Raw genomic sequence first — 24,756 nt, 5'->3', positions numbered from 1 at the left:
GGCGGGCCGGCGTAAATACGCGCGGCCGGCCCGCCGCCCATCACATGCCGGCCACGGCGCGGTCGCGATAGATGTAGTACAGATCTTTCGCGTTATAGGTCGGCTCGTTCGGCCCGGGAATATTCACGCCGCGCACCAAGAGAGGCGCGGGAAATTCAACGGTTGGAACCGGCACGAGCTTCTTCGCGTCGCCACCCTTCGCCACGATCTCGTTGATGAGCCAGCCGGTGTAGGCGCCCCAGACTTCAAAGGCCTGCGCCGTCGTGCAGATCAACGGATAGTTCGGCTTGCGCATGCGGTCGAGTGCCGTCGGATGCCCGTCGTGGCCGATCACCATGATCTTGTCCTGCATGCCGCGCGACATGACGACTTCTGCCGCCGCCATGGCCGGTTCGTCCCACGGGCACCAGATCACATCGAGATCCTTGCCGTAGGTCGTGAGCCAGTCGTTGACGGTGTTCTGCGTCGCCTCGTAGAAACCGGAGTACTGGATCACGCGTTCGTTCTTGAGCGAAATCCATTCGTTTTCCGTGAGGGCCGTCTTCATCACCTTGCCGCGCTTGCGCGTACCGTGGTGAAAGTTCGCGATGATCGCGCACATGTTGGCCTTGGTCTTGCCCTGGGCCAATAACGTATCGATCATGAACTGCGAGGTCTGCGCGCTCATTGCGTAGTTGTTGCTGGTGATGTCCGCAATGGCGGGCGCCTGCCATCCCGAGTCCAGACTGAAGAACGGAATCTTCGATGCCGTGAGGTGATCGAGCGCGCTCTTCGCCGCGGTCAACGTGCCGTACAGCACGAGAATGGCATCGGACTTCGCGGTGATCGCATCCTCGATCTGGCTCACGAGCTGACCCGGATCGCCCTTTGCATCGGTCTGCTTGATCTGCCAGGTCTTGTCGAGACCCGACTTCTTGAGCCACTGCTGCAGGCCGTTCCACGAGCGCTGGTCGGATTGCGCGGACATCTGCTGCGCCACCACCGCGATCTTCAGCGGCTTGCCGCCTTGCGGCGACGATGCCGGCGTTTGCGCCTGGGCGCTCGTCGCCCCGAACAGCATCTGGGCGAACTGCGTACCGCCGACGGCGGCCGCCATGCCGAGCAGACGGCGGCGCGAGAACTCCGGTTCCTGGCTGTTGCTGTCTTCCATGTTTGTCTCCTGTTCTATTCGACTGCGTGTTATATGAAGAGCGCCGCCACCTTCTGCGGTTGATCCCAATGCGGCATGTGACCCGCCTGGGGGATGAAGTGCACGGGAATGTCCGGCCCTGCGCGGCTCGCGTGCTGCCATGGGATGATCTGATCGTCGAGCCCCCAGATCACGCGGGAAGGCGCGTCGAGCGCGGACAGTTCGGAGCGGATATCGATCTGCTGACGCCCGCTGCTGACGAGATTGCCCGCGAGCGCCGCCAGCGCGCCGCGCTTGCTGATGGCGCCCGCCATCTGATCGAGTTGTTGCGCGGACAGAAGCGGCGGATTGAGCGCGGAGCGGCGCAGCAGATGCATGAGCCCGCCGCCTTTTTGCACGTGCGCCATGCCGTCGATGAAGTCGTCGTCGATCTCCGTGCCGAATCCGGCGGGCGCGATCAAGGTCAGGCGCCGCACTTTCGACTTGAGCGCCGTTGCGACTTTCGTGGCGACCGCCGCACCCAGCGAATGCCCGGCGAGTTCGATGCCGCCGAGCCCTAGATCCTCGATCAGCGCGACGATCGCGGCAGCCATGCCATCCACGTCGGCGCTGTCGAAATCGGTGGCGCCGTGAGAAGGCAAGTCCGGTGCGATGACGTGCTTGCCACGCCGCTGCAACTGGCTTGCGAGCGCGGACCATACTTGCGCGTCGCCGGAGAAACCGTGCAGCAGCACGAGCGGGGCGCCGCTCGCGTTCGGCGCGCGCCATTCGCGATACGCCACGCGACCGCGCGGCAGATTGCGATAGAGCACGCCTTCTGCCGAGACTTCGCGCGCCTGATTTGCGTCGCCGACGCAACCCGTGCCGTTCACGCGCGCTTCGACATCGTGGCGTTCTATGCGCCCGCGTCGTCCCGTTCCGGCGATGTCGTCGAGCGCGATACCGCCTTGCCGCGCCACGCGTCGTGCGGCAGGCGTGGCGCGCAAGCCGGTCGTGACGTCCTGGCGGGTGCTCGCTGCCTGCGAACGCATTTCAGGCGCAGCGGCAACGGCAGCGGCAGGCGCGGCGGCGGCGGCTTCCTCGGGCACGGCGCTGCTCTCTTCGCCGATCACATCGTATTCGCCGAGCATGCCGCCAACATCGACGTCCTCGCCCACTTCGGCGACGATCTTGCGCAACACGCCATCGGCGAGCGCGGGCATCTCCACGACCGTCTTGTCCGTTTCGATTTCGACGAGCGTCTCGCCGCGCGTGAAAGACTCGCCCGGCTTCTTGAACCACTCGACCACGCGCCCCTGCTCCATCGTTTCGCCCAGGCGCGGCAGCAACAGGGACTTGCTCATGCCGGCACCATGTTCGAGATCATGTCGACGATGAGCTGCGCCGTCGGAATACTCGCGCTTTCGAGCGCGGGCGACACCGAGATCGGCACGTCTTCGCCCGCGAGCCTGAGCACCGGATCCTCGAGGAAGTCGAAGCACTCCTCCGAGATACGCGCCGCAATCTCGGAGGCGACGCCGCACGTCGAAGCCGACTCGGTGACGACGACCGCGCGCCCCGTGCGATTCACCGACGCCACCACGGTTTCCATATCGAGCGGATTGAGCGTGCGCAAGTCGATCACTTCGACATCGACGCCATTGCGCGCCAGCGCCTCGGCGGCTTCGAGCGCGACATACACCATGCGCGAATACGTGACGAGCGTGACGTCCTTGCCGTTGCGCCGCACCGCTGCCTTGCCCCATGGCGCGATGGGCGTGGTCAGGTCCGCGTCTTCCTTGCGTGCATAGAGCGCCTTGTGCTCGATGAACACGACGGGGTCCGGCAAGGTCAGGCTGTGACGCAGCAGATGGTAGGCATCGGAAGCCGTGGCGGGCATGGCAAGGCGCAAGCCGGGCGTGTGCATGGCGAGCGCTTCGAGACTCTGCGAATGCTGCGCGCCTGCCGACCGGCCCGTGCCGCCTTGCGTGCGCAAGACCATCGGCACACCGATCTGTCCGCCGAACATATAGCGGATTTTCGCGGCCTGATTGCCGACCTGATCCATCGTCATGCCGAGAAAGTCCACGTACATCAGTTCCGCGACCGGTCGCAGGCCGGTCATCGCCGCGCCCACGGCCGCACCGACGATGGCGGGCTCGCTGATCGGCGTATCGATCAAACGCGCGGCGCCGAATTCCTTGATGAGGTCTTTCGTGACGCCATACGCGCCGCCGTACACGCCGACTTCCTCGCCAATCACGACGACGGTGTCATCGGCCTGCATGGCGTCGCGCAACGCCTGGCGCAGCGCGTCGCGGTAAGTGATTCTGGTCAGACTGGACATATCAGCTCCTTGCCAGCACGCGTTCCAGACGCGAGCGAACGGATTCCGGTTGCGGCTCGCCGACGCCGTAGACATCCTCGAACATGGTGTCGAGCGCAGGCGCGGCGGAGTTCGCGGTGAAGTCGATCGCGTCGCTCATCTCGCGGCTGATCTCGGCATCGAGTGCGTCGATCTCGGCGGCGGTCACCGCGTGGCGCTCGATCAGCGTGCCGCGCGCACGGACGATCGGATCGCGCTTGCGTCCCACTTCTTCTTCATCGGGCGTGCGGTACGGACTCTTGTCCATGCGGCCATGACCGAAGAAGCGGAAGCACGAGATCGCCATGAAGCCGGGCTTGCCAGCGCGCGCGCCCGAGACCAGGTCTTCCGCCACGTCGAGCACGGCTTCGACATCCTCGCCATCCACCATGCCCGTGCGCAGGCCGAACGCCTCGGCGCGCTTGTCGAAGGCGGTGGAGCGTGTCGCCTTGTCGATCCGCGTGCCCATGCCATATTGATTGTTGATGCACACGAAAAGCACCGGCAGGTCCCACAGCGCCGCCATGTTCATGCTTTCGTAGAGGATGCCTTGCTGCATGGCGCCATCGCCGAAGAACGCCACCGATATCGCATCTTTCTTCAGGAGCTTGTAGCTCAGGCCCGCGCCGACCACATGCGAGATGCCGCCGCCGACGATCGCATTCGCGCCGAGGTGACCCAACGCCATGTCGGCGATATGCATCGAGCCGCCCTTTCCACGGCAGTACCCGGAAGCCTTGCCGCCGATTTCCGCCATCATCCGGTTGGGCTCGGCGCCGCGCGCGAGAAAGATGCCGTGGCCGCGATGGTGCGTCGTGAAGCTGTCCTGCGGCTGCAACGCGCCGACGACACCCGCCGCCGCGCCCTCTTCGCCGATGGACAGATGCAGCATCGACCCCGCCGACAGCTCGCGCGCATACAGCTCGGCGACATGTTCCTCGAAGGTTCTGATGCGGCGCATCGTGCGATAAAGGTCTAGCAATGGAGGCTTGGATTGCGAAAGCATGGTTTCGACTCTGATTGGAGGGTTCTCGATGAATGCGCGGACCGGTATCTCGGCGTGCGGGCTTCGACCGGCCTCGCTTACGCGGAAGGTCGCTCGCTAAAGCCGCGCAGGGCCGGATAAAGCTTCTGATACCGTTCGTAAATCTCGTCGTAGCGGGCGGCTTCCGCTGCTCTCGGTTCAATGCGGCGGCCCGGTTTCACCATGGCCGAAATACCTTCGTCGATGGAGCCGAAATGGCCGACGCCCGTCGCGGCAAGAATGGCCGCGCCGAGCGACGGCGCTTCGCTCGCCTTGGGCACGCTCACCGGCAAGCCCGCGATATCGGCATGGAGTTGCAGCCACAGGTCGGACGCGACCACGCCCCCGCCGATGGTGATTTCACTCGCGGGAAAACCCGCCTGCGCCATGCGCTCGAAGATCAGGCGCGAGCCGAAGCAGATGCCTTCGATGGTCGCGCGAAACAGATGCGGCATGCCGTGCGCGAGCGTCAGTCCGACGAAGGCGCCGCGCGAGAGCGCATCGACATGAGGTGTGCGGTTGCCCTGAAAATGATCTAGCGCGAGCAGACCGTCGCAGCCCGGCGCGATCTCGCGGGCTTCGTCGTTGAGCGCCTTGAGATCGAGATTGCCGCCCGCGAGCCGCCGCAACCAGTTGACGATGGAGCCCGTCGATGTCTGTCCGCCTTCGATGATGTGCCGGCCGGGATAGACGGCATCGGCATACGTGCCCCATAGGCCCTTGGCGGCGGCCGAGCGGTCGGAGACGCCGAACATCAGATGCGACGACCCGGTGATGAGCGCCACTTGTCCCGGCTTCGCAACACCGATTCCGATCATGCCGATGAGCGCATCCGCGCCGCCTTGCACGACCTTGACGCCCTGCGGCAACTGCAAATGTTCGGCGGCACGCGCGCTCAACGTGCCGACCACTTCGCCCGGCGCGATAACGGCGTCGGGCCACTTCTCGAGCAGCGAATCGAGCTTCAGCGCCGCGAGCAGACTCTTCGCGTAACCTCCGCGCTCGGTCGAGTAATGCCAGCGGATCGACGCGTTATCGAGGCTCGCGCAACGCCGGCCCGTGAGCCGCAAGTTCATGAAGTCCTGAAACTCGCAGATGGTCGCCGCACGCTCGTATATCTCGGGCTCGTGACGCGCGATCCACAATGCTTTCGGGATCATCCATTCCGCCGATACCGGACCTTCGCCCGCGCCGTTGACGACGAGCGCCGGATCGCCGGTGGCGAGCACGTCGGCGGCTTCGGCTTCGGCGCGTACATCCATCCAGATGATGGCCGGACGCAGCGCCGCGCCTTGCGCGTCGAGCGCGACGACGCTGCAACTCGTGGTGGCAAGCGCCATGGCATCGATGTCGGCGGGCGCGATACCCGCTTCCTTCACGGCCTGCCGAACCGCCGTGCCCATGGCATTCCACCAGTCTTCCGGATTCTGCTCGGCGCGCGCGCCCGCCGAAAACTGCGTGGCGTACGGCTGCGCGGCCGATCCAAGACAGGAGCCGGTCAAATCGAACACGCGTGCACGAATGCTTTCCGTTCCACCATCGACGCCGATTACGTGGCTCATGCTGTCTCCGTGTCTCCAGCCATCGTTTTGCACATTTGTCGTCATGCGCGACATTTGTGATGAGTTTGATTTTCGGGGTGGGCTTTGTCAAGATGGTGTGCATAAACAGAGGGGAAACACCTAAATGCTGGAGCTGAACCTTGCCCACGAGTCCGACGACGCGCTGATCGTCCGCGCTGCGTGGCTGTATTACGTCGGTGGTTTGAATCAGGAGCAGACGGCCTCGCGGCTCGGTCTGCATCGCAGCCGCGTGAATCGCCTGCTGTCCGAGGCGCGCGATCGCGGGCTCATCAACGTGACGATCAACCACGAATCCGCGCGCGATATCGAAGTCGAACAGGCCATTGTGCGTTGCTTCGGCCTCGACTTCTGCATCGCCACGCCAACCTTGGGATTCGCCGACGGGCCCGCCGATCCCAAAGCGGATCGCATTCGCGCGGCCATCAGCCGGCGCGCGGTCGGCGCGGCGGGCGCGAGCTTTCTGAAGGGCAAGCTGCTGGACGGGCCCATTACCGTGGGCGTGAGCTGGGGACGCACGATAGAACAAGTGGCGACGCAGCTTGCGGGCGTGCGCAATCCGCAGGCGCGATTCGTCTCGCTGCTCGGCTCGCTCAAGCGGAACTCGACATCGAACCCGTTCGAAGTCGTGCAGTTCTTCGCGGCGCGCACCGGCGGCGAGGTGCACTTTTTGCCCGTTCCGTTCATCGCCAATTCGGTGGCGGACCGGAAGGTCTTTTTCGAGCAGCGCATCGTGCAGGACGCAATGCATCTCGCGCAGAACGCCGATCTTTATCTCATCAGCGTGGGCGAACTCGAGGAAACATCGGTGCTGCGGACACAGGACATCATGACGGCGGACGAGCTGCGCAATATCCAGGAAAGCGGCGCCGTCTGCGATTCGCTCGGCAAGCTGTTCGATATCGACGGCCGCGAGATCAAGCATCCGCTCAGCGAACGGACGGTCGCCATCGCCACGGACGAATTACGCGGTCGCAATGTCGTGCTTTTGACGGGCGGTTTGGAAAAAGTACGCGCGACGATTGCGTTGCTGCGCAGTGGCATCGTCAAGGGGCTCGTTATCGACGGCGACACGGCGCTCGCGCTGGCGAAGTCGATGCAGTTGACTGACGGATTGGCATGACGCGTGAATTGGTCGCTCGGGGAAGGCAGAACAAATCCGTCCAAGCCGGGCGCCCAGCAAACAAAGCGGTTGCGCTCCTATAATCGCGACTTCCCAATCCGCGAATTCCTACCATGAGATTGCTTGGACGCGCATCGCTTGCTGCTGTCGTGTTTGCCATGTTTGCCGCGTCGCCGGCGTTTGCGCAGCAGGTTCCACCTCACGATGAATTCTTCTGGCTCGGCGAGATCAACAAGGCGACCGTCGTCATCAACACGAGCGAAGGCTTGCTCGACAAATCGATGGCGCCGCGCCTGGCCGCTGGCGTCGCCAAGGTGATCGCCGATGGCGACCAGCCCGGCGCGAAGCGACCGCGAACCGTCATTACCTTCGAGCCGCTTCTGATCAAGGCAGCGGGCGAAGACATCACGCTACTGCACGCCGGACGCTCCAGTCAGGACATGCACGCGACTTACCGTTCCGCGATCCTGCGCGACGACCTGCTCAATCTCGCCGATCAGCTCAACACCACGACCGCCACCATCGTGCGCCTCGCCGACAAATACAAGAGCGTGGTCGTGCCGAACTACACGAACGGCGTGGCCGCGCAGCCCAACAGCTATGGCCATTACTTGCTAGGCTTCGCCGCCGGCCTCGACCGCGATGCGCAGCGAATTCGCGAGACATACAAGCGCGTGGACCGTTCGTCGATGGGAACGACAGTGCTGAACGGTACGAGTTGGCCGCTGGATCGCGAGCGCATGGCGCAGTATCTCGGCTTCAATGCGCTCGTCGACAACGCGTACGACGCGTCGCAGATTTCTTCCGTCGATGAACCCGTGGAGGCTGGTGCGGTCGTCACGAGCGTGGCGCTGCATACCGGCGCCTTCATTCAGGACGTGATGACGCAATACGCCGAATCGCGCCCTTGGATTCTCTTGCAGGAAGGCGGCGCCAATACGTACGTATCGAGCGCCATGCCGCAAAAGCGCAACCCGGGGCTTTTGATTCGCACGCGCTCGGACGCATCGACGGCAATCTCGCAGGCGGAAGGCGTCGTGATGCAAGCGCATAACCTGCCGCCGGGCATGAGCGATCCGAAGGACGTGAAGGCCAACAACGAGATGATCGAAAGCGGCATTGCAGCGCTCAAGGGCTTCGACGAGGTGCTGAACTCGCTCGTCATCGACCCGAACCGCGCACTTGAAGAGCTCAATAGCGACTGGACGGCATCGCAGGAAGTGGCCGATGTCCTCATGCGCAAGTACAAACTGCCGTTCCGGGTCGGCCATCATTTTGCGTCGAACGTGGTGGAATATGCGCGGCAGAAGGACATCAAGCCGCTCGACTTTCCTTACGCCGATGCGCAGCGCATCTACAGGCAAACGGTCGAAGGCACGCCCTACGCCGGCGATTTTCCGATGAGCGAAGCCGAGTTCCGCTCGACGCTGGACCCGGTGGCGATCGTGAACGATCGCGCGACCGTGGGCGGCCCGCAGCCTTCGGAAATGACGCGCATGCTGAAAGATGCGAATGCGCGTATCGCCGAGCAGGACAAGTGGATCAAGAGCAATCGCGCGCATATCGCGAGTTCGCTGGCGCGGCTCGACAATGACTTCGGCAAGATGATTGGGCATTGAAGCTGCGTACATGCTCGAGCGTATCGCACTGGTGCGGCTTGTCGCTTTGCCGGTGACAATCCTTCTTTCTGGGGCGCTCTGCAACGGCTTCGCCAATCCGTACATCTGATGAATGCGGTAAATGCGCTTGTACCCGCGTTTGCCCGAAACGCGCGAAAACGATAGTCCGCCAATATTTCGTCATTACGACAGCGCGCTCGACCGCGAGCCGAATCGGCGATATCGCAACATCTTCATCATGTGTTCAAGCGGCTATTTTGCATTTGACGATTCGGTCGCTAACCTCTCGACAGAGTCCCCGTCAACTCGTCCGGAGTTCAGGCATGAAAAAATCGCGAATCGCATGGATGCTGCCATTGCTGTTGATCGGCGCTAACGCACGGGCGCAGAGCTCGGTCACGCTGTACGGCTTGATCGATGCAGGCCTGATGTACACGAATAACGTCGCCAAAGGGGGCTCGCAAGGCTCGCTTTGGCAGGCCACGAGCGGCAATATCAACGGCAGCCGCTGGGGACTGCGTGGCTCGGAAGATCTCGGCGGCGGATTGAAGGCCATCTTCGTGCTCGAGAACGGCTTCAACCTGCAGACCGGCCGCCTGGGCCAGAACGGACGCGAGTTCGGCCGTCAGGCATATGTGGGCCTTGCATCGAGCGACTATGGCGCGCTGACGCTGGGACGCCAGTACGATTCGCTCGTCGATTTCGTCGCGCCGCTGTCCGCAACCGCAGGCTCGTTCGGCGACACGGGCTTCGCGCATCCGTTCGATAACGACAACCTCAATCACTCGGTCCGCATGAGCAACGCGGTCAAGTACATGAGCAGTTCGTACGCCGGACTCAAATTCGGCGCACTGTACGCGTTCTCCAACAGCACCGACTTTTCGATGAACCGCGCCTACAGCGCGGGCGGCAGTTACAGCTACGGACCGTTCAACGTCGCGGTCGGCTATCTGCAGATCAATGGCTCGAACGGCGCGAACACGGCCGGTGCCATCGATGTCGCCGAATCGACCGCCAATGGCACCGGCGGCTTCGTGGTCGGTGCATCGCGCGAATGGGTGCTCGGCGCCGGCACGAACTATGCATACGGTCCGGCGCTCATCGGCTTCGTGTTCACGCGCAGCGTCTATCAAGGCACGACATCGTTCAACTCGGTGAACGGCGCGATGAGCTTCTATAACTACGAAGTGAACGCGAAGTATGCGCTGACGCCCGCGATCAGTCTCGGTATAGCCGATACTTATACCGACGGCCACGCCGCCAACAGCCGCACTTTCGGCGACGATCCGAAATACAACCAGGTCAATCTGCAAGCCATCTACTCGTTCTCCAAGCGCACGGACGTGTACGCCGAAGCGATGTATCAGCACGCAATCGGCGCGCAATACGTGGCCTTCATCAATACCTCGAGCGGCGCTTCGTCCACGGCAAACCAGGTGGTCGGAACGGTTGGGCTGCGGCATCGGTTCTGATTGGTTCGAGCGCTCGTCGGGATGCAGCCACGATAGCTGGCTGCATCTTCATCGAGCGCCGCTTTGCTTGGCCGTCACGGTCCGCGCGCATAACGGCACGAGACAAAGCAAAACGACGACGACCCAGAAGGCGCCGGGAAGGCCCACTTGTCCCGCTATGAAGCCGATTCCCGCAGGCCCTGACAGAATCCCGGCGTAACCCACTATCGTCACCGCGGCTACCGCAAGCGCGGGTGGCATGAGCCGCTGCGTTCCGCTTCGACGATAAAGAATCGGCACCGTGTTCGATGCTCCAAGCCCCACCAGCACGAAGCCGCCCAGCGCAACGAAGGCGATGGGAACCGTGAGCAGAAGCACGAACCCGACGATGGTCAGCACGCCGCCCCAGAACATGACCGCGCGCTCGCCGAGCCGCTTGATGACGGCATCGCCGCATAAACGCCCGCCTGTCATTGCCATCGAAAAGAGGACGTATCCGAGCCCCGCTTCGTTCTTGCCGACGAGACCCGTGTCCGAGACGAGCAGCGCGCTCCAGTCGAGCACCGCGCCTTCGGCGAGGAACGTGATGGCAGCGAGAATGGCGAGCAACAGCACGATGCCGCGCGGCACGGCAAAGATAGGCCCGCCTTCGCTCTTTGCATAAGGCAGAAGTCTGGGCGTTGCGAGGACCAACGTTCCGAGCACGAGTGCCGAGCAAAGGAGGGTGCCCGGCAGCGTGCCGACATGCATCGACAGCAGGAACGTCATGAGACTCGATCCGGCGAACCCACCTACGCTGAAAGGGCATGGAACCCCGACATGAGCGGCCGTCCCGCGTCACGTTCGACTTCGACGGCATGAACGTTCATTGCCACTTCGAGCGAGCCTAGCGATGCACCGAACAAAAAAAGCGCTATGCCTAATTCAGCCGGCGTATTGACGACCGTGAGAAACGGCAAGGTCAGGACGAGACCCACGCCTCCCGCCACGATCACCGGCTTGCTGCCGTAGCGCGCGGTGAGCATGCCCGCGAGAAGCATCGCCAGGACCGAGCCTAAGCCGATGCACAAAAGCAGCAGGCCGAGCGTGATGTCGTCGACACCGAGCCTGCTCTTCGTGAACGGCACGAGAGGCGCCCACGACGCAATGCTGAAGCCGGCCACGAGAAACGCAAGACGTGTGGCAAGACGCGTCCCGAAGCGATTGGACGATACCCCCAGATTGGCCTCGCTCATGATTTTTCCACCGCGGTCATCACCGTCGGGCCGGACTTCGACAGCGCCGCGAGCACATCACCCGGTGCATCTTCCTCGACGATAAGGAAGTCGATTTCCTTCATGTTCGCCACGCTATAAGGCGCGCGCGCATGAAGTTTCGCGGTCGTGGCGAGCACGACCTTCTGCGCGCTTGCAGCGACGACCGCGCGTTTGAACGCAGCGTCGCTTAAGCCGAATGCGCCGATGCCGCGTGACGTCGATACCGCGCACGCGCCGATGAAGCACATATCGAAGCTCATGCGCCTGACGAACTCCACCGAAGTGGGATCGACGCTGCCGCCTACGTGTTGATCGACCAAGCCGCCGGTCATGACGAGTTGCAGGTCCGTTCGTCGCAACACCGCAGCAGCGATATCGACGGAGTTCGTGACCACCGTGAGCTCGAAATCCGCAGGCAGGATGTTCGCGAGCGCGAGGTTGGTGCTGCCGCTGTCGAGGAACAGGAACTGGCCCGGCTGAATGAGGGACGCGGCCGTTTGCGCGAGGATGCGCTTGCGGTCGGCGTCCATGTCGATGCGCGCCGCCATGGGAAGCGCGGCCGGCAAAACCGGCAGCGCGCCGCCGTAGACGCGACGGCATTTGCCTTCGGACGCCAGCGCCCGAAGATCGCGGCGGATGGCGTCTTCCGATACGGCGAATTCGACGGCGAGATTTGCGGCGACAAGCGACTGGCCAGAAGACAGACGGCTGGCCAGTTCGTCGCGACGGGCGAGTGGGAGATCGGGGTTCATGCGCGCAGCATAACGTGCACGAACAAGAATGTAAACGTGCATGAACGTGCATCACCCAACTCTTTATCTTGTAGCAAGCACCTCCGCGGCGACCTCTCGATGCGGCCGCGCGCATAGTATCAGCACGCCGCCGAGCGCCCCGAAACACGCCAGGACCGAGAACGGATACTGAAAGTCACTGCCCTTCCCCGCGAGCATTCCGACGAGCGTGGGCCCGACGAAACCCCCGACGAGATTGCCGAACGCACCGATGACGGCAGTCGCGACGATCGCATCGGCGGCCGACAAAAGCTCGGTCACGTACGTGAAGATGAGCGGAAGGAACATTTCGAGGAAGAAGCCCATGGCGGTGAACAACGACATTCGCAACACGAGCGATGTCGCCGGCACGTTGGCCGCCGCGAGCAACAACACACTCGCAAGGATGATCGGCACGCCCGCATGCAGCCGCCGCTCCTGACGCGCATCCGAACTGCGCGTCGCCACCAGAATGCCGACGATGCACGCCGCCCACGGGCACGCCGAAAGCAAGCCGACTTCCACCGACCCCAGGTTCGGCGCCGCCGCGGCAATCGAACTCGGCAGCCACAGCATGAAGCCATAGACCACGAGGTTGATCATCGCGAAGCCGAATCCGAGGAACCACGTCGCCTTCAGCCCCAGGACACGACGGATGCCCGATTGCGATGAGACATCCACGAATTCGGCCTGCTCGTCGGCGAGCACGCGCGAAAGTCCGGCCTTTTGCTCGTTGGTGAGCCACTTGGCGGCCGTGATGTTCTTCGGAATGCTCGACCACCAGACCACTGCCCAAATCCACGCGGGCAAGCCTTCGATGATCATCATCGCGCGCCAGTCGTGATGCGCGAGCAGAAAGCCCGAGATCGGTCCGGCAAGCAGCGCGCCGAGCGGCGAACTGACAGTCCAGAAGCCGAAAGCCTTGCCCCGTTCGCGGCGCGTGAACCACGACGCCGTGAGACTCGAAGCGGACGCCCACACCGGCCCTTCCGCCACACCGAGCACGAGCCGCACCGCCATCAACTCGTTCATCGTTCGCACGAGCCCGGTGGCCATCGCCGCCGCGCCCCAGCAGATGAGACACACGAGCACGACCTTGCGTGCGCCGAAGCGCGACACGAGCCATCCGCCCGCCAGAAAAGTGATGACGTAGCCCCAGAAAAAGATGCCGCCGACAAGGCCGGCGTGGGTCGCATCCATGCCGAGATCGCGCCGGATCAACGGCAGCGCGAGGCCGATGTTGGTCCGGTCGAAATACGAAATGGTGTACATGAGAAAGATCACGAGCGTGATCCTGATCCAGCGAGCTGAACCCGATGACTCGGCTCTCTCGAGGGCTGCATCCTTCATCGCTTGTCTCCTTCGTCTCGTGTCTTCGAGACTTCTTCGGCTGCTTGTGATTGGGGCGGGCTTGTCTGCTGTCCTCGATGCGTTCGGGCATGACGCCTTCATCGCTTTCTTTCGTTCAAACTTTTGCTTATACCGGCGTTGCTTCCTCTCTTTCGAGCCGTGTCCACATGTCCGCGACCAGGCCCTTGAGCAACTGCGCTTCTTCCCAACGATCCGATAACTCGTAGCCATTTCTATCGGTCATCGCATACTCCTTCGGGCCGAGTTCGCAGAGAAACGTGAGCACGGCATCGCTTTCCGCACGCTTTCGCCAGCTGCGAAAACCGTATTCCCACCAGCCGAGGAATAGATCGAGCCATTCCTTGTGATGCGCAAAGCTGATCTGCACCTGTATCTGCTCGCGGCTTGCCACGCGTCCATGAAAGCCCCAGCAGTTGTCCAGAATGCGATGCATGAGCCGATGGTTGTCATCCGATACCGGCCACGCGAATTCCCGGCCCACGAGGTAATGCGAGATGTCGCCGGTCAGACGCAGGTCAGGAAAGCAATCGAGCAGACGCAGCGTGAATAGCAAATCCGTCGTCATGCGGTCGCGATGCGTTTCGATATGAACCGCGATGCCCGCATCGTGCGCAAGCCGGCGCCATCCTTCGATGAGCGGAATGCACTCCTCGATCGAGTACGGCCGCACGTCCGGCTGAAGATTGATGTGATCGGCACCGAGCGCCTGCACGTGCTCGATGATCGGCTTCAGGTCATCCACGGTTTGCGGATAACACTGCGCCTGCCACGTCATGCCGTATTCCTTCAGCGTGTGCGTGACGCGGCTCGCATACGCGTAATCGAAGAAGCGCACGCCCACGCCGTCGAAGCCGGCATCGCGGATCATGCGCAACTGCTCGTCGAGCGGCCACTCATGTCCGTCCGGGCGGCGTCGTTCCATGGCCCATAGCGACTGATACACCTTGAGTTGCTGCATGCGGTTTCCTTTCCGACGCCGCGCTACATCGCCTCAGCTGTCGTGGCGAAGAAGCGATTCTTGAGCGATGTCTGGTTCTCGTAGATCGAGCCTTGCTTCGGCGCGGGCGGCAGCGGCAGGATGACCGGAACGTTCTCCATGCGCGGCACGATAGTCGGCTCGCCCGCGATGATCCGCTCGTTGAACTCCGCGAGACTCTTGTCCTGCGTGGGACCGCCGATAAGCGGCCAGGCATCGACGGCGGCAATCTCATACAGCAACAAGCGGCGCGGCCGGTTCGACGTGTTCTCCGCGGAACCGTGGATTGCGCGCGCATGATGAATCGAGAACGATCCCGCCTTGCCCGTGCACGGCACCGCCTTGCCGAAGTCGACGTTGGATGTCGTCGGGTCCATCGCGCCGCAAAAATAGCCGTCCGTGTGATGACTATGAATCTCGCCTTGGTGGCTATCCGGAATGATCAGCAGCGGGCCGTTTTCCAGTTCGCAATCGTCGAGCATCACGCCGACAGCGAGCACGTCCTGATTCGTGTGCGGGTAAAACGCCCAGTCCTGATGCCATTCAACCGGGTCGCCGACATGCGCTTCCTTCAGGTTCAGCTTGGTGTTGCGCACGCGCAGATTCGGCCCTAGAAGACTCGTCAGCGCGGCGATCAGCTTGGGATGCTTGAGCGCTTCCATGAACACCGGATCGACCTTGATCGGGTCCTTGATGCGCCGCACGCGCGGCTTTTGCGCGGTATGCGAGGGTGCGAGATCGAATACATCGTTCGATGCCGTGAGCGCGCGGGACTGCTCGACGAGTTCATCCGTGACGCGCCGCATGCGCTCCACGAGGTCATCGCTGAAAACGTCGGTGACGACTACGTATCCTTCCTTGGCGTATTGCTCTACTTGCTCGTTCGTAAGCACTTTCATCTCCTGAAAGAACGGACCTGCCTTTTGGGAGCGCTCCCATTCGCTAGCGCCGACGTGGCGTTTTGGCAAAGTCATTGCACTGCATCATGCTCGGTTCGCAACCAGCTATGTGCGCGCTCCCATTGAAGGTAAAGTGGAACCGTCGGAGTGTCAAGCAGCGGTCTTCCCTGATCGACCCTTCGCGCACGAAACACAGATCACCAACGAAACGAAACGAAGCACCATGAAAACAAGCGCCACCGCGTCCGAACCCACCTTGCCCCGGCCCACCATGGAAGACGTCGCTCGCGAGGCGAAGGTCGGGCGCATGACCGTTTCGCGCGCGTTGAATCAGCCCGAGCTCGTATCGCCCGAATCGTTGGCGGCGGTGCAGGCCGCCATCGAAAGACTCGGTTACGTGCAGAACCTGAATGCAGGAAGCCTGGCGTCGAACCGGTCGAAGATCATCGGCGCGGTCATTCCGACTATCGAGAACGCGTTCTTTTCGGACACCATCAGCGGGCTGTCGCAAGCGCTGGCCGACAAGGGCTATCAGTTGCTGCTCGGTCAATGCCGTTACGACGCAGCCGAGGAAATGCGGCTCATCGATGCCTTCGTCGGGCGCCGCGTCGACGGCATCATGCTCATACGCACATCGACGCCGGCGGAAGTGGACAAGCGCATTCGCCGTTGCGGCGTTCCGGTGATCGAGGCATGGGACACGTCCAACGATCAGATCGACATGCGTATCGGTTTCTCGCATCGCGATGCCGGTGCTGCGGTGGCGCGCTATCTCGCAAGCAAGGGACGACGCAATCTCGGTTTTCTCGGCAGCATGGATGTCCGTTCGACCGGCCGCTTGCAAGGCTTTCGGGCGGGCGCGAAGCAGTCGGGGCTTCACAAGATCGAGGCCATCACGCTCGACCGGCCAATGGGCATCAACGACGCGCCCGAGATCTTCGACAGGCTGCTCGAACGCCGCTCGGACCTCGACGCCGTGTTCTGTTCCAGCGACATGCTCGCCGCTGGCGTGCTGTTCGAGTGTCAGCGGCGCGGCATATGCGTGCCGGAAGACGTCGCCATCATGGGCTTCGTGGACTTGCCTATCGCGGCGGCGACGCATCCGGGCATCACGACGATCCGCGTTCCATCGCTTGAAATCGGCAAACTGGCGGGCGACATGCTGCTCGATTATCTCGAAGGCAAGCGCCCCGCGAATCCGCGTATCGACCTAGGCTTTACCATTGTCGAGCGAGGCAGCGCATGAAGCGGGACATGACGGGCATGCAGCACTATCGCACTGCCTGATCGACCTCGGCTTCGAGCTTGCCGATGCGCGCCATATCCGCATCCGACTTCATCGACGGCGGACCGGCAAAGGTCTTGCGCACCCCGAAGCCGTACCAGATGACGAGCAACGCGATCACGAATCCAACGAGCACGTACAGCACTTTTTCGTTCGGCGGCTGAATGCCGACATACGCGAGCACGCACGCGCCAACCGTCGCCAGCAACGCGAGCGGCTTGGACCAGAGGCCGAGCTGGAACGGTCCCTTCTCGGTCCAGCCATGGCCTTCGGCGAACATGCCGAGCGCAATCGGCATCGCGTAGGAAATGTACAGGAAGACCGCGCTGCCGGCGCTGAGCACGGAGAAGGCATCGCCATACAGCGTGATGAGAATGGCGAGTATGGCGCAAGTCCAGATCGCCGCGCCCGGCGTGCGATGCTTCGGGCTCACGTGACGCAAAAACTTCGAGCCGGGCAGCCCGCCATCGCGCGCGAACGCGTACATCATGCGTGAGGTGGACATGATGGCCGCAAGCCCGCAGACATAGTTGATGAAGAACATCGCGAGTTCGAGACACACGCGCAACGTCGTCGGAATCGGCGCGAGAATGGCTTCGAAGAAACCGGTGCCCTGTTTCATGCCCGCCGTGAGATCCGGCATGACGAGCACGAAGGTGCAGACCATGACGTAGCCAAAGACCGCCGACCAGAACACCGAGCCGATGATCCCTTTCGGCACGTTGCGCGCGGCATCGTGCGTTTCCTCGGACGTGTGCGCGGAAGCGTCGAAGCCGGTGATGGTGTACGTCACGAGCAGCAAGCCCGCGAGAAACGCGAGCGGCGTCGATTGCTTCGGCCACGCGCCGCCATCGACGCCCGTGAAGTTGGTGAACGTGACGAGCCGATGCAGATCGAGCGGCACGGACGAGTAATAGAGCAGCGCCACGACCAGAACGATGGTGACGACGAAGATGAGATAGCCCGAGAGATCGGTGATCTTGCTGGCGATCTTGATCCCGCGTGCATTGAGCAGCGCCTGCGACAACGTGATGATCGCGAGGAACGCGGTCTGGTGCCACCACGTCAGGCTTTCGGGTGCAACGCCGAACATCGGCGCGATCAGCGTCTTGAAGAACGGATCGTAGGTGCCGAAGTTGATCGCGCTGATGACGAAGATCAGACCAATCAGGTTGAGCCATGCCGTGAGCCATCCCAACTGCTTGCCGCCGAGGATCGAGCCCCAGTGATACAGCCCGCCCGCTGTGGGAAACGCGGACGCGATCTGCGCCATCGACACTGCGACGATCAACGCGAACAACGCGCCAAGCGGCCACCCGAGCCCGACGGACGCGCCGCCCGTCGCCGAAAGCGCCAGCTGGAATGCGGTGATGCCACCCGACAAGATGCAGATGATCGAGAACGAGACCGCGAAGTTCGAGAAGCCGTTCATGCGCCGGGACAACTCTTGCGCATAACCCATCTTGTGCAACAGGCTCACGTCGCTGTCGCTGCTTGCTTCAGACTGGTGCTTTGCGTTCATATTCACTCCGTCACGAATGCCTGCCGGGAAGGAACCAGAATTCGACGTCCGTATTGCCTGTCACGCTGACGCGCGACGCGCGACGCGCAACAGGCACGGTAAGTAGCCAAATTTCGAAGCGCTACCTGATTCTTTACACGGCGGAGAAGCCGTTATCCACGAAGAGATGCGTTCCGTTGACGAAGCTCGCTTCGTCGGATGCCAGAAAGAGCGCCGCAGCAGCGACTTCGGACGGCTCGCACAGCCTGCCCTGCTGAAGCGCGATGGCGGCCTCAGTGGCATCGACACCCATTGCCTGCAGGTCGCGAAGCTCGCGCATGCCGTGCGGCGTGCGAATGAATCCAGGCGCCACGGCGTTGCAGCGAATGCCCCGATCGCGGTATTCGACGGCTATCGCGCGGGCGAACATGTGGCATGCGCCCTTGGTGGCGTCGTAGAGCACTTCGCCGGGCGTGGCGTAGACCGCCGAGATCGACGAGGTGCACACAATGCTGCCCTTGCCCTTTTCGAGCATCTGCGGCAGGACCGCCTGCGTCATGAGGAACATGCTTTTGACGTTCACGCCCATCAGCCAGTCCCATTCCGATTCCTCTATTTCGAGGAACGGTTTGACGATCAGCGTGCCGGCGTGATTGAAGAGGATGTCCGCGTTGCCATATTGCTCTTTCGCGGCTGCGACGGCTTTCCGGACATTGGCTTGACGCGAGACGTCCGCACCCAGACCTAGCGCTTCGAATCCCGCTTCGTTGAGCCGGGAGGCGAGCGCAATGGCGGCATCCACGTCCCGGTCGATGATGGCGACCTTCGCGCCCTGTTGCGCGAACAGTTCCGATGCCGCCGCGCCGCATCCACCCGCGCCGCCGCTGATGATCGCCACCTTGCCGGCGAGGCGGCCGTCGTTTCTGGAAACCATATCGTTGTCCTCGGTAACGTTGAGCTGCGTCCGACAGAGGGTCGCTCCGTGCATCGACGTTACTGCGCCAAAATGCGATCTACTACTGGATTTTCGGCGTAGCGGGCTTTGGGCGAGACCGCGCAACGAGGAACGACAACGCCGGAACCGGCCTGCGCCCGGCGCTTCATCGATGTCCCTAGGTAAGCATCGGCGTCAGGTCGGGATCGCCCTTCTTCATCGCTCGCCGATACGCCGGGCGTTCGCCGATTCGCTGCAGATAAGCCCGTATGTTGGGATACGGCGAAAGGTCCAGCGGCTGAAAAATACGCATGGTAGTCAACGAAAATACGCTCATGATGTCGGCGGCCGTAAAGTCGCTGCCCGCAAGATAGTCCGCCTGTCCCAGCCGATCTTCGATGAGCGCCAGCACTTTATCGAGCCGTCCCTGCACGGCGGTTTGCACCGGATGATCCACCGGCAAACCGGCGCGGCCGATCATCATCGAGCGTCCCATGACCGGCTGCAGGTTGCCGTTCGCGAAGTGAAACCAGTAGAGATAGGACGCGAAGTCGGGATGATCCGGCGCGTGCTGCAATCTGCCGTCGCCATGGCGCGCGAGAATGAACTCGACGATAGCCGCGGACTCGGCGAGCAACATGCCATCGACTTCGATGAGCGGCGCCGCGCCCAGCGGATGCAACGCGACGAGTTCGGGCGGTGACAGCATGGTGCGTGCATCGCGCGTGTACTTGACGAGCTCGTATGGAACATCGAGCTCCTCGCACAGCCAGACGATACGCTCGGATTGCGAGTGCCCGAGGTGATGGATTTTCAGCATGAGTGAGTTTCCTTGAGTACGAGTGAAGTCGAAGCGCGATGAACCTGGCGTGCAGCGCAAGCAGCGAGCCTGGCGCCCGCCGTCCGAAAGGCATCAAGCCTACCGATTTCGAACGACTTTCTTGAACCTTCATATTTCTGCCAAAAATTACCTTTACATTTCCGTCAGAAATTAGGCGCCTGCTTACGAACATGGAATGTCCGGCCGGAAAATTCCATCCAGTTTCTCACTCGTTCTTTTTCTGATGACGACAACCATGCCCCACCTGACTGCGCTCGGCAGACCGTCGCTGGCAAGCGCGCTGATTTGCATCGCGCTTACGCTCGCCGCTTGCGGAGGCGACGACAAGTCGGCAACGCCCGCCTCGACCAACGCGTCGTCCTGCAAGATCAGCCACTGCGCGCCGGCTCCCTGAGTCGCATTCCCACATCAAAAACTCATCAATGGCATGACATTCAGTCCATCTAAACGAAGCTTCATCAAGACGTCGCTTGGCACCGCCGCTTCCGCCGCCGTGCTTTCGACGTTCCCGCCTGCTATTCGGCGCGCGCTCGCCATCGACGCGAACAATGTCACCGGCACGATCAGGGACGTTCAGCACGTCGTGTTGCTGATGCTGGAAAACCGCTCGTTCGACAGCTATTTCGGCACTTTCAAGGGCGTGCGCGGTTATGGCGACCGCTTTGCCATTCCCTCGCCGAACGGCGCAAACGTCTTCTATCAGAACTACACGAGTTCCGGTTCGACGAGCACGCTGATTCCCTATCATCTCGACGAGTCGAAAGGCAACGCACTGCGCGCGGGCAGCACACCGCATACGTGGTCCGACTCGCAGGCCGCATGGGACAACGGCCGCATGGCCGCATGGCCGACCGCGAAGAAGCCCTTGTCGATGGGGTATTACGAAACGGTCGAAGTGCCCTTTCATCGCGCGCTCGCCGACGCCTTCACGCTGTGCGATTCGTATCACTGCGGCATGCACACCGGCACGATTGCAAACCGTCTCTTCTACTGGACCGGCACGAACGGTCCCAACGGTTTGAGTCCGTCGACCAACGCGCCGGTCAAGGTGGCCGCATTGAACAACGAGTTCAATGGCGGCAATGACATTGGCTCGTCGTCCACCGGCTGGACCTGGACGACCTATGCCGACCGTTTGCAAAACGCGGGCGTGAGCTGGAAGGTGTATCAAAGCCTCATCGACAATTTCGGCTGCAACGAGATGATGAGCTTTCGCCACTGGCGCACCGCAATCGAGCAGATGCCCGCCGCACGGCGACCGGTGTACGTGGCGAACACGGACATCACGCAACCCGTGACGGCGGCGGGCGCGTTCTACGATTCATCGATCGACGACGCCCTGAGTCCGCTCGCGAAAGGCTTCGGCAACACCATGCCACAGGGCTTTCTCGAAACGTTTCGCGACGACATCCAGAAGGGCACGCTGCCTGCCGTATCGTGGATCATCCCGCCGTCCGTGTATAGCGAGCATCCCGGTCCGTCGAGTCCCACGCAAGGCGGCTGGTACGTGCAGGAAGTGCTCGATGCGCTGACCGCGAACCCGGATGTGTGGAGCAAGACCGTGCTGCTCGTCAATTACGACGAGAACGATGGCTTCTTCGATCACCTTCCGCCGCCGAGCGCGCCGTCGCACGCAAGCGATGGCACGCTCGCGGGTGCGAGCACCTTGTCCGACACCGACATGGCGGTGGAATATCACAACTTCGCGCCGGCAACGAGCAATCAGCCGAAGACCGACGGACGACCTTACGGCCCCGGCCCGCGCGTGCCGATGTGGGTGATCTCGCCGTGGAGCCGTGGCGGCTTTGTGAATTCGCAGGTCTTCGATCACACCTCGACGCTCATGTTCCTCGAAAAGCGCTTCGGCGTGACCGAACCGCAGATCAGCAGCTATCGGCGTGCGATTTGCGGCGACCTGACCTCGTGCTTCAACTTCGTCAATCCGAACGATGCCACGCTGCCGACGCTCTCCGGGCGCACGACGAAGGACTCGGCCGATGCGCTCGCCAAGTCGCAGGCGGCGGCATCCGCGATCCAGGCGCAGTCCGTGACGGCGAGTTCGCCGTTGCCCGCGCAGGCTACCGGTACACGTCCGTCGCGCGCCTTGCCTTACGAGCTGCACACGACCGCGCATGTGAACGCCAACGCAAGCACGGTCGCGCTCGAATTCGCGAATGGCAGCACGAACAACGCGGGCGCGGTGTTTCATGTGTACGACAGAAACCATCTCGAACTCGTGCCGCGCCGCTTCGTCGTCGAGGCGGGCAAGTCGCTGACGGGAACGTGGACCGTGCCTGCCAGCGATGCAGGACGATACGATCTGTGGGTGCTTGGACCCAATGGTTACCACCGCGAGTTTGCGGGCAATCTGAAGGAAGTGAGCGCATCCGCGAATGCCGAGATTCAGGTTTGCTATCAGCCGTGCGATACGTCGCTCGTCAGCGTGAAGCTCTACAACCGCGGCAATCAGTCGTGCACGTTCACGACGGCAGCGCTGGCCTATCTCACGAATGGTCCGTGGGTCACGACGGTGGCTGCGAACTCGGTCGTCGAAGTGACCTGGCCAATTGCCGATAGCGGCAACTGGTACGACTTCATGGTCACGTGCAGCGGTCTGAACGCGTTCAAGCGACGCTTCGCGGGACGTGTGGAGAATGGCAAGGACCTCGTTTCCGATCCGGCCATGGGGATGGCTTCTTAACGTGCATGAGCGGGTCCGTGTCGGCTCGACGATGACGCGGACCGCTTACGCTCTTTATGCCGATGCCGGAAAAGCCGGCCCGCGCCGCAAGCGAATGGGCCCATGACTCATTGCATCGGGGTCCAGCGTCACGTCCCCTTGTGTGATCAGCACTTTGCCTTCACGCGCCATTTGCGCGGCTACGTCCCTGACCAAAGGCATCAGCGCGCGCCATCCATCTTCGTCGCTCACTAGATTGCGTGCCACATCCGATGGACAAATGGAAGAAGTCGCGGCACGTCCGCCAAGCAAATCCAGCGCGCAATTTTCGATGTCCCGCGTAGATACGCTCATCACGCAACCGGGCGCGCAGGCGCCGGCTTGCCCGCTTCCGCCGCGATCCGGCATAGCTCATCGAACGCGGGTCCACGCGACGGAATCTCGACATGGAACACTTCGGCCATCACGCGGGTCCAGCCGTAGATGAAGTAAGTCCACCCGTCTTCTATCTGCAATTGCTTTTGAAGCGCCTGCGCACGCGCCTGTTCGAGAAAGACCAGATCGCCGCGATAATTCAGCTCCCAAACCACGGCGCGTTCCGGGAACACGGCTGCGTCGCTGAGCGGCGAACCTGGCGCGTCCTTGCCCAGTCCCGTCGCATTGATCACCAACGCGCCCGAAGACAATCGCGCGAGCACCGCGTCATTGTCCTTTGCGTCCTGCACGAGCACGTACTCGCATGCAACGCCAGCGCCGACCTCTCGATGAATCCGCTCGATCTCCTCGAGCCGCGCCGCGGAACGGTCCGATACGATCACCTTCGACGGCCGATTCGCGCCACGGCCTGGTTGCATCAGATGCCATGTCATCGCAATGGTCGAGCCGCCCGCGCCCATCGAGAACGCTTCCGCGCCTGTCGTTGCGAGATGCTGTTCGGGCAGGAAGCCGTCGAGCGCGAAGCCGGAAGTGATCGGGTCCTTGGCGTGACAGACGAACTTGCCGTCGCGCTTGGAGAGGCAACTCGTTTCGCTCATCATGAGCGCGTGAGGATCGATCTCATCGAAGAGATCGCGGCACGCAGCGTACAAGTCGATCTTGTGCGTGGTGACGAGCGCGCCAACCGACAAGGGATCGTCGCGCAAGAACTCGACGGCTTCGCGATACGCATTCGCCGGCGAATGCGGCTCGAAGTCGATGCCCTTCATCTCGACATTACCGAGCCCGAGATGCCTTGCCCATGCGGGAAACACGCGCATGATCGAACTTTGCGCGGTCGTCACGCCGATGAAGTAAAACGTCGGCCGTTGCGCGGCTTGGTAACTCATCGCGCCGCTCCTTCGGCACGCGCGCCGCGCGCGATCAGCGCTTCCACGTCGGCTTGCGAACGCTCGCGATACGCAGGATTCGCTTCGCTGCGCCAGCCGCCCTGACCGTCATCTACGATACGCAAGCGCATGCCGCCCGCTTGTTCGATGATTGCGTAGTCCTGCCCCGAATCCGCCGGATAGCAGAACAGCATCACGAAGTCTTCCGCGCCCGTGTTGACGGAACGATGAATCCAGCGCGGCGGCACGTAGCACACGGTATGCGCGTGTATTTCGACGATGCGTGTCTCTCCGTCCGGCGACTCCATCGACATGAGCCCGTCGCCCTTGAGACCGAAATACAACTCCGGCCGGTCGATGTTCGCGTGAATATGCCCGCGCGTCATGAAGTATTCGCGGCCGACCTTCCCTGGCGACATGCGCGTGACGCCGGTGATGAGGTCGCCCGGCTGATCGCTTGGGCGATGATCGGTCACGTCGTACACGACATCCTTGCCGCGAGCGGAAGCCAGCGCGTCGAAGGCGGATGCATCGGCGTACAAGCCGGCGAGATCGTCGAGGCGCTTCTGGTAGCGCGTGCCCGTGCCTTCCATCAGCCCGGTATTCAGGTTCACATCGAATGAGCGCGGTTCAGGCCATTGCATGAGC

21 protein-coding genes and 1 pseudogene are annotated in these 24,756 nt (G+C 62.4%); 6 read left to right on the top strand and 16 right to left on the bottom strand.

What is annotated here, in order from left to right; translation table 11 throughout:
* Positions 1 to 40 precede the first annotated feature (40 nt).
* The 5 genes from P9250_RS07520 to P9250_RS07500 form a co-directional block, all read right to left on the bottom strand.
* Positions 41 to 1,150 (bottom strand): sugar ABC transporter substrate-binding protein, encoded by a 1,110-nt coding sequence (locus tag P9250_RS07520; RefSeq protein ID WP_250469709.1) that lies wholly within the window; start codon positions 1,148 to 1,150, stop codon positions 41 to 43.
* A 29-nt stretch (positions 1,151 to 1,179) separates the two neighbouring features.
* Entirely contained in the window at positions 1,180 to 2,472 is a 1,293-nt protein-coding gene (locus P9250_RS07515) for an acetoin dehydrogenase dihydrolipoyllysine-residue acetyltransferase subunit (protein ID WP_310392108.1), read from the bottom strand.
* Positions 2,469 to 3,455 (bottom strand): alpha-ketoacid dehydrogenase subunit beta, encoded by a 987-nt coding sequence (locus P9250_RS07510; protein ID WP_250494654.1) that lies wholly within the window; start codon positions 3,453 to 3,455, stop codon positions 2,469 to 2,471. The genes P9250_RS07515 and P9250_RS07510 overlap by 4 nt, the downstream gene beginning before the upstream one ends.
* A gap of 1 nt (position 3,456) precedes the next feature.
* Positions 3,457 to 4,479 carry a thiamine pyrophosphate-dependent dehydrogenase E1 component subunit alpha gene (locus P9250_RS07505; protein ID WP_244830572.1) on the bottom strand — a complete coding sequence of 341 codons (1,023 nt, stop codon included), beginning with the start codon at positions 4,477 to 4,479 and terminating at the stop codon, positions 3,457 to 3,459.
* Between the two features lie 77 nt (positions 4,480 to 4,556).
* Positions 4,557 to 6,059 (bottom strand): FGGY-family carbohydrate kinase, encoded by a 1,503-nt coding sequence (locus P9250_RS07500; protein WP_310392104.1) that lies wholly within the window; start codon positions 6,057 to 6,059, stop codon positions 4,557 to 4,559.
* Positions 6,060 to 6,183: 124 nt separating this feature from the next.
* Between P9250_RS07500 and P9250_RS07495 the strand changes: the two genes are divergently transcribed.
* The 3 genes from P9250_RS07495 to P9250_RS07485 all read left to right on the top strand — a co-directional run bounded on the left by P9250_RS07495 (position 6,184) and on the right by P9250_RS07485 (position 10,291).
* Positions 6,184 to 7,200: a sugar-binding domain-containing protein gene (locus tag P9250_RS07495; protein WP_310392102.1), complete on the top strand. Its 1,017-nt coding sequence runs from the start codon at positions 6,184 to 6,186 to the stop codon at positions 7,198 to 7,200.
* Positions 7,201 to 7,313: 113 nt separating this feature from the next.
* Positions 7,314 to 8,819, top strand: coding sequence for an argininosuccinate lyase (locus tag P9250_RS07490; protein ID WP_409014823.1), 1,506 nt, complete (start codon positions 7,314 to 7,316; stop codon positions 8,817 to 8,819).
* Between the two features lie 323 nt (positions 8,820 to 9,142).
* Positions 9,143 to 10,291 carry a porin gene (locus P9250_RS07485; RefSeq protein ID WP_310392100.1) on the top strand — a complete coding sequence of 383 codons (1,149 nt, stop codon included), beginning with the start codon at positions 9,143 to 9,145 and terminating at the stop codon, positions 10,289 to 10,291.
* A gap of 48 nt (positions 10,292 to 10,339) precedes the next feature.
* On the opposite strand, the pseudogene P9250_RS07480 reads toward P9250_RS07485, so the two are convergent.
* The 5 genes and pseudogenes from P9250_RS07480 to P9250_RS07460 form a co-directional block, all read right to left on the bottom strand.
* Positions 10,340 to 11,505 (bottom strand): annotated as a pseudogene (locus P9250_RS07480) (MFS transporter).
* Positions 11,502 to 12,320 carry a DeoR/GlpR family DNA-binding transcription regulator gene (locus tag P9250_RS07475; protein ID WP_250527731.1) on the bottom strand — a complete coding sequence of 273 codons (819 nt, stop codon included), beginning with the start codon at positions 12,318 to 12,320 and terminating at the stop codon, positions 11,502 to 11,504. The pseudogene P9250_RS07480 and the gene P9250_RS07475 overlap by 4 nt, the downstream one beginning before the upstream one ends.
* Positions 12,321 to 12,341: 21 nt before the next feature.
* Positions 12,342 to 13,748 carry an MFS transporter gene (locus P9250_RS07470; protein ID WP_310392098.1) on the bottom strand — a complete coding sequence of 469 codons (1,407 nt, stop codon included), beginning with the start codon at positions 13,746 to 13,748 and terminating at the stop codon, positions 12,342 to 12,344.
* A 25-nt stretch (positions 13,749 to 13,773) separates the two neighbouring features.
* Complete coding sequence (locus tag P9250_RS07465; RefSeq protein ID WP_244830586.1) at positions 13,774 to 14,625, bottom strand: sugar phosphate isomerase/epimerase; 852 nt, start codon at positions 14,623 to 14,625, stop codon at positions 13,774 to 13,776.
* A 23-nt stretch (positions 14,626 to 14,648) separates the two neighbouring features.
* Entirely contained in the window at positions 14,649 to 15,617 is a 969-nt protein-coding gene (locus P9250_RS07460) for a phytanoyl-CoA dioxygenase family protein (RefSeq protein WP_310392095.1), read from the bottom strand.
* A gap of 148 nt (positions 15,618 to 15,765) precedes the next feature.
* Between P9250_RS07460 and P9250_RS07455 the strand changes: the two genes are divergently transcribed.
* The gene (locus tag P9250_RS07455; RefSeq protein WP_310392093.1) at positions 15,766 to 16,788 is read left to right on the top strand and encodes a LacI family DNA-binding transcriptional regulator; all 1,023 of its coding nucleotides are present in this window, start codon (positions 15,766 to 15,768) and stop codon (positions 16,786 to 16,788) included.
* A 25-nt stretch (positions 16,789 to 16,813) separates the two neighbouring features.
* On the opposite strand, the gene P9250_RS07450 is transcribed toward P9250_RS07455, so the two are convergent.
* The 3 genes from P9250_RS07450 to P9250_RS07440 form a co-directional block, all read right to left on the bottom strand.
* Entirely contained in the window at positions 16,814 to 18,349 is a 1,536-nt protein-coding gene (locus tag P9250_RS07450) for an amino acid permease (RefSeq protein ID WP_250511613.1), read from the bottom strand.
* Positions 18,350 to 18,482: 133 nt separating this feature from the next.
* Positions 18,483 to 19,262, bottom strand: a complete 780-nt coding sequence (locus tag P9250_RS07445; RefSeq protein WP_250511612.1) for an SDR family NAD(P)-dependent oxidoreductase — start codon at positions 19,260 to 19,262, stop codon at positions 18,483 to 18,485.
* A 178-nt stretch (positions 19,263 to 19,440) separates the two neighbouring features.
* On the bottom strand, positions 19,441 to 20,082 hold the full coding sequence (locus P9250_RS07440; protein WP_250469697.1) for a glutathione S-transferase family protein: 642 nt from the start codon (positions 20,080 to 20,082) through the stop codon (positions 19,441 to 19,443).
* A 256-nt stretch (positions 20,083 to 20,338) separates the two neighbouring features.
* Here P9250_RS07440 and P9250_RS07435 point away from each other — a divergent pair, with 256 nt between their 5' ends.
* Both P9250_RS07435 and P9250_RS07430 read left to right on the top strand, forming a co-directional pair.
* Positions 20,339 to 20,497 carry a hypothetical protein gene (locus P9250_RS07435; RefSeq protein WP_244830596.1) on the top strand — a complete coding sequence of 53 codons (159 nt, stop codon included), beginning with the start codon at positions 20,339 to 20,341 and terminating at the stop codon, positions 20,495 to 20,497.
* A 33-nt stretch (positions 20,498 to 20,530) separates the two neighbouring features.
* Positions 20,531 to 22,804 carry a phosphocholine-specific phospholipase C gene (locus P9250_RS07430; RefSeq protein WP_310392089.1) on the top strand — a complete coding sequence of 758 codons (2,274 nt, stop codon included), beginning with the start codon at positions 20,531 to 20,533 and terminating at the stop codon, positions 22,802 to 22,804.
* A 54-nt stretch (positions 22,805 to 22,858) separates the two neighbouring features.
* Here the strand turns inward: P9250_RS07430 and P9250_RS07425 are convergent, their stop codons facing one another.
* The 3 genes from P9250_RS07425 to P9250_RS07415 are packed head-to-tail and all read right to left on the bottom strand — an operon-like array spanning position 22,859 to position 24,752.
* On the bottom strand, positions 22,859 to 23,137 hold the full coding sequence (locus P9250_RS07425; protein ID WP_250511611.1) for a DUF3253 domain-containing protein: 279 nt from the start codon (positions 23,135 to 23,137) through the stop codon (positions 22,859 to 22,861).
* Complete coding sequence (locus P9250_RS07420) at positions 23,137 to 24,108, bottom strand: shikimate dehydrogenase (protein ID WP_310392087.1); 972 nt, start codon at positions 24,106 to 24,108, stop codon at positions 23,137 to 23,139. The genes P9250_RS07425 and P9250_RS07420 overlap by 1 nt, the downstream gene beginning before the upstream one ends.
* Entirely contained in the window at positions 24,105 to 24,752 is a 648-nt protein-coding gene (locus P9250_RS07415) for a glucose-6-phosphate isomerase (RefSeq protein WP_310392086.1), read from the bottom strand. Before P9250_RS07415 ends, P9250_RS07420 begins: the two co-directional genes overlap by 4 nt.
* Positions 24,753 to 24,756: the final 4 nt, after the last annotated feature.

Origin of the sequence: Caballeronia sp. LP006 (assembly GCF_031450995.1) — a bacterium.
GTDB lineage: Bacteria > Pseudomonadota > Gammaproteobacteria > Burkholderiales > Burkholderiaceae > Caballeronia.
This window is presented reverse-complemented; position numbering and strand designations above follow the sequence as displayed.

Bases quoted from the DNA above. Each gene is read 5' to 3' on its own strand.
- P9250_RS07515 (WP_310392108.1), bottom strand. From the start codon at position 2,472: ATGAGCAAGTCCCTGTTGCTGCCGCGCCTGGGCGAAACGATGGAGCAG.
- P9250_RS07440 (WP_250469697.1), bottom strand. From the start codon at position 20,082: ATGCTGAAAATCCATCACCTCGGGCACTCGCAATCCGAGCGTATCGTC.
- P9250_RS07435 (WP_244830596.1), top strand. From the start codon at position 20,339: ATGCCCCACCTGACTGCGCTCGGCAGACCGTCGCTGGCAAGCGCGCTG.
- P9250_RS07490 (WP_409014823.1), top strand. From the start codon at position 7,314: ATGAGATTGCTTGGACGCGCATCGCTTGCTGCTGTCGTGTTTGCCATG.
- P9250_RS07495 (WP_310392102.1), top strand. From the start codon at position 6,184: ATGCTGGAGCTGAACCTTGCCCACGAGTCCGACGACGCGCTGATCGTC.
- P9250_RS07475 (WP_250527731.1), bottom strand. From the start codon at position 12,320: ATGCACGTTTACATTCTTGTTCGTGCACGTTATGCTGCGCGCATGAAC.
- P9250_RS07450 (WP_250511613.1), bottom strand. From the start codon at position 18,349: ATGAACGCAAAGCACCAGTCTGAAGCAAGCAGCGACAGCGACGTGAGC.
- P9250_RS07485 (WP_310392100.1), top strand. From the start codon at position 9,143: ATGAAAAAATCGCGAATCGCATGGATGCTGCCATTGCTGTTGATCGGC.
- P9250_RS07445 (WP_250511612.1), bottom strand. From the start codon at position 19,262: ATGGTTTCCAGAAACGACGGCCGCCTCGCCGGCAAGGTGGCGATCATC.
- P9250_RS07415 (WP_310392086.1), bottom strand. From the start codon at position 24,752: ATGCAATGGCCTGAACCGCGCTCATTCGATGTGAACCTGAATACCGGG.
- P9250_RS07505 (WP_244830572.1), bottom strand. From the start codon at position 4,479: ATGCTTTCGCAATCCAAGCCTCCATTGCTAGACCTTTATCGCACGATG.
- P9250_RS07520 (WP_250469709.1), bottom strand. From the start codon at position 1,150: ATGGAAGACAGCAACAGCCAGGAACCGGAGTTCTCGCGCCGCCGTCTG.
- P9250_RS07455 (WP_310392093.1), top strand. From the start codon at position 15,766: ATGAAAACAAGCGCCACCGCGTCCGAACCCACCTTGCCCCGGCCCACC.
- P9250_RS07470 (WP_310392098.1), bottom strand. From the start codon at position 13,748: ATGAAGGCGTCATGCCCGAACGCATCGAGGACAGCAGACAAGCCCGCC.
- P9250_RS07500 (WP_310392104.1), bottom strand. From the start codon at position 6,059: ATGAGCCACGTAATCGGCGTCGATGGTGGAACGGAAAGCATTCGTGCA.
- P9250_RS07430 (WP_310392089.1), top strand. From the start codon at position 20,531: ATGACATTCAGTCCATCTAAACGAAGCTTCATCAAGACGTCGCTTGGC.
- P9250_RS07425 (WP_250511611.1), bottom strand. From the start codon at position 23,137: ATGAGCGTATCTACGCGGGACATCGAAAATTGCGCGCTGGATTTGCTT.
- P9250_RS07510 (WP_250494654.1), bottom strand. From the start codon at position 3,455: ATGTCCAGTCTGACCAGAATCACTTACCGCGACGCGCTGCGCCAGGCG.
- P9250_RS07465 (WP_244830586.1), bottom strand. From the start codon at position 14,625: ATGCAGCAACTCAAGGTGTATCAGTCGCTATGGGCCATGGAACGACGC.
- P9250_RS07460 (WP_310392095.1), bottom strand. From the start codon at position 15,617: ATGACTTTGCCAAAACGCCACGTCGGCGCTAGCGAATGGGAGCGCTCC.
- P9250_RS07420 (WP_310392087.1), bottom strand. From the start codon at position 24,108: ATGAGTTACCAAGCCGCGCAACGGCCGACGTTTTACTTCATCGGCGTG.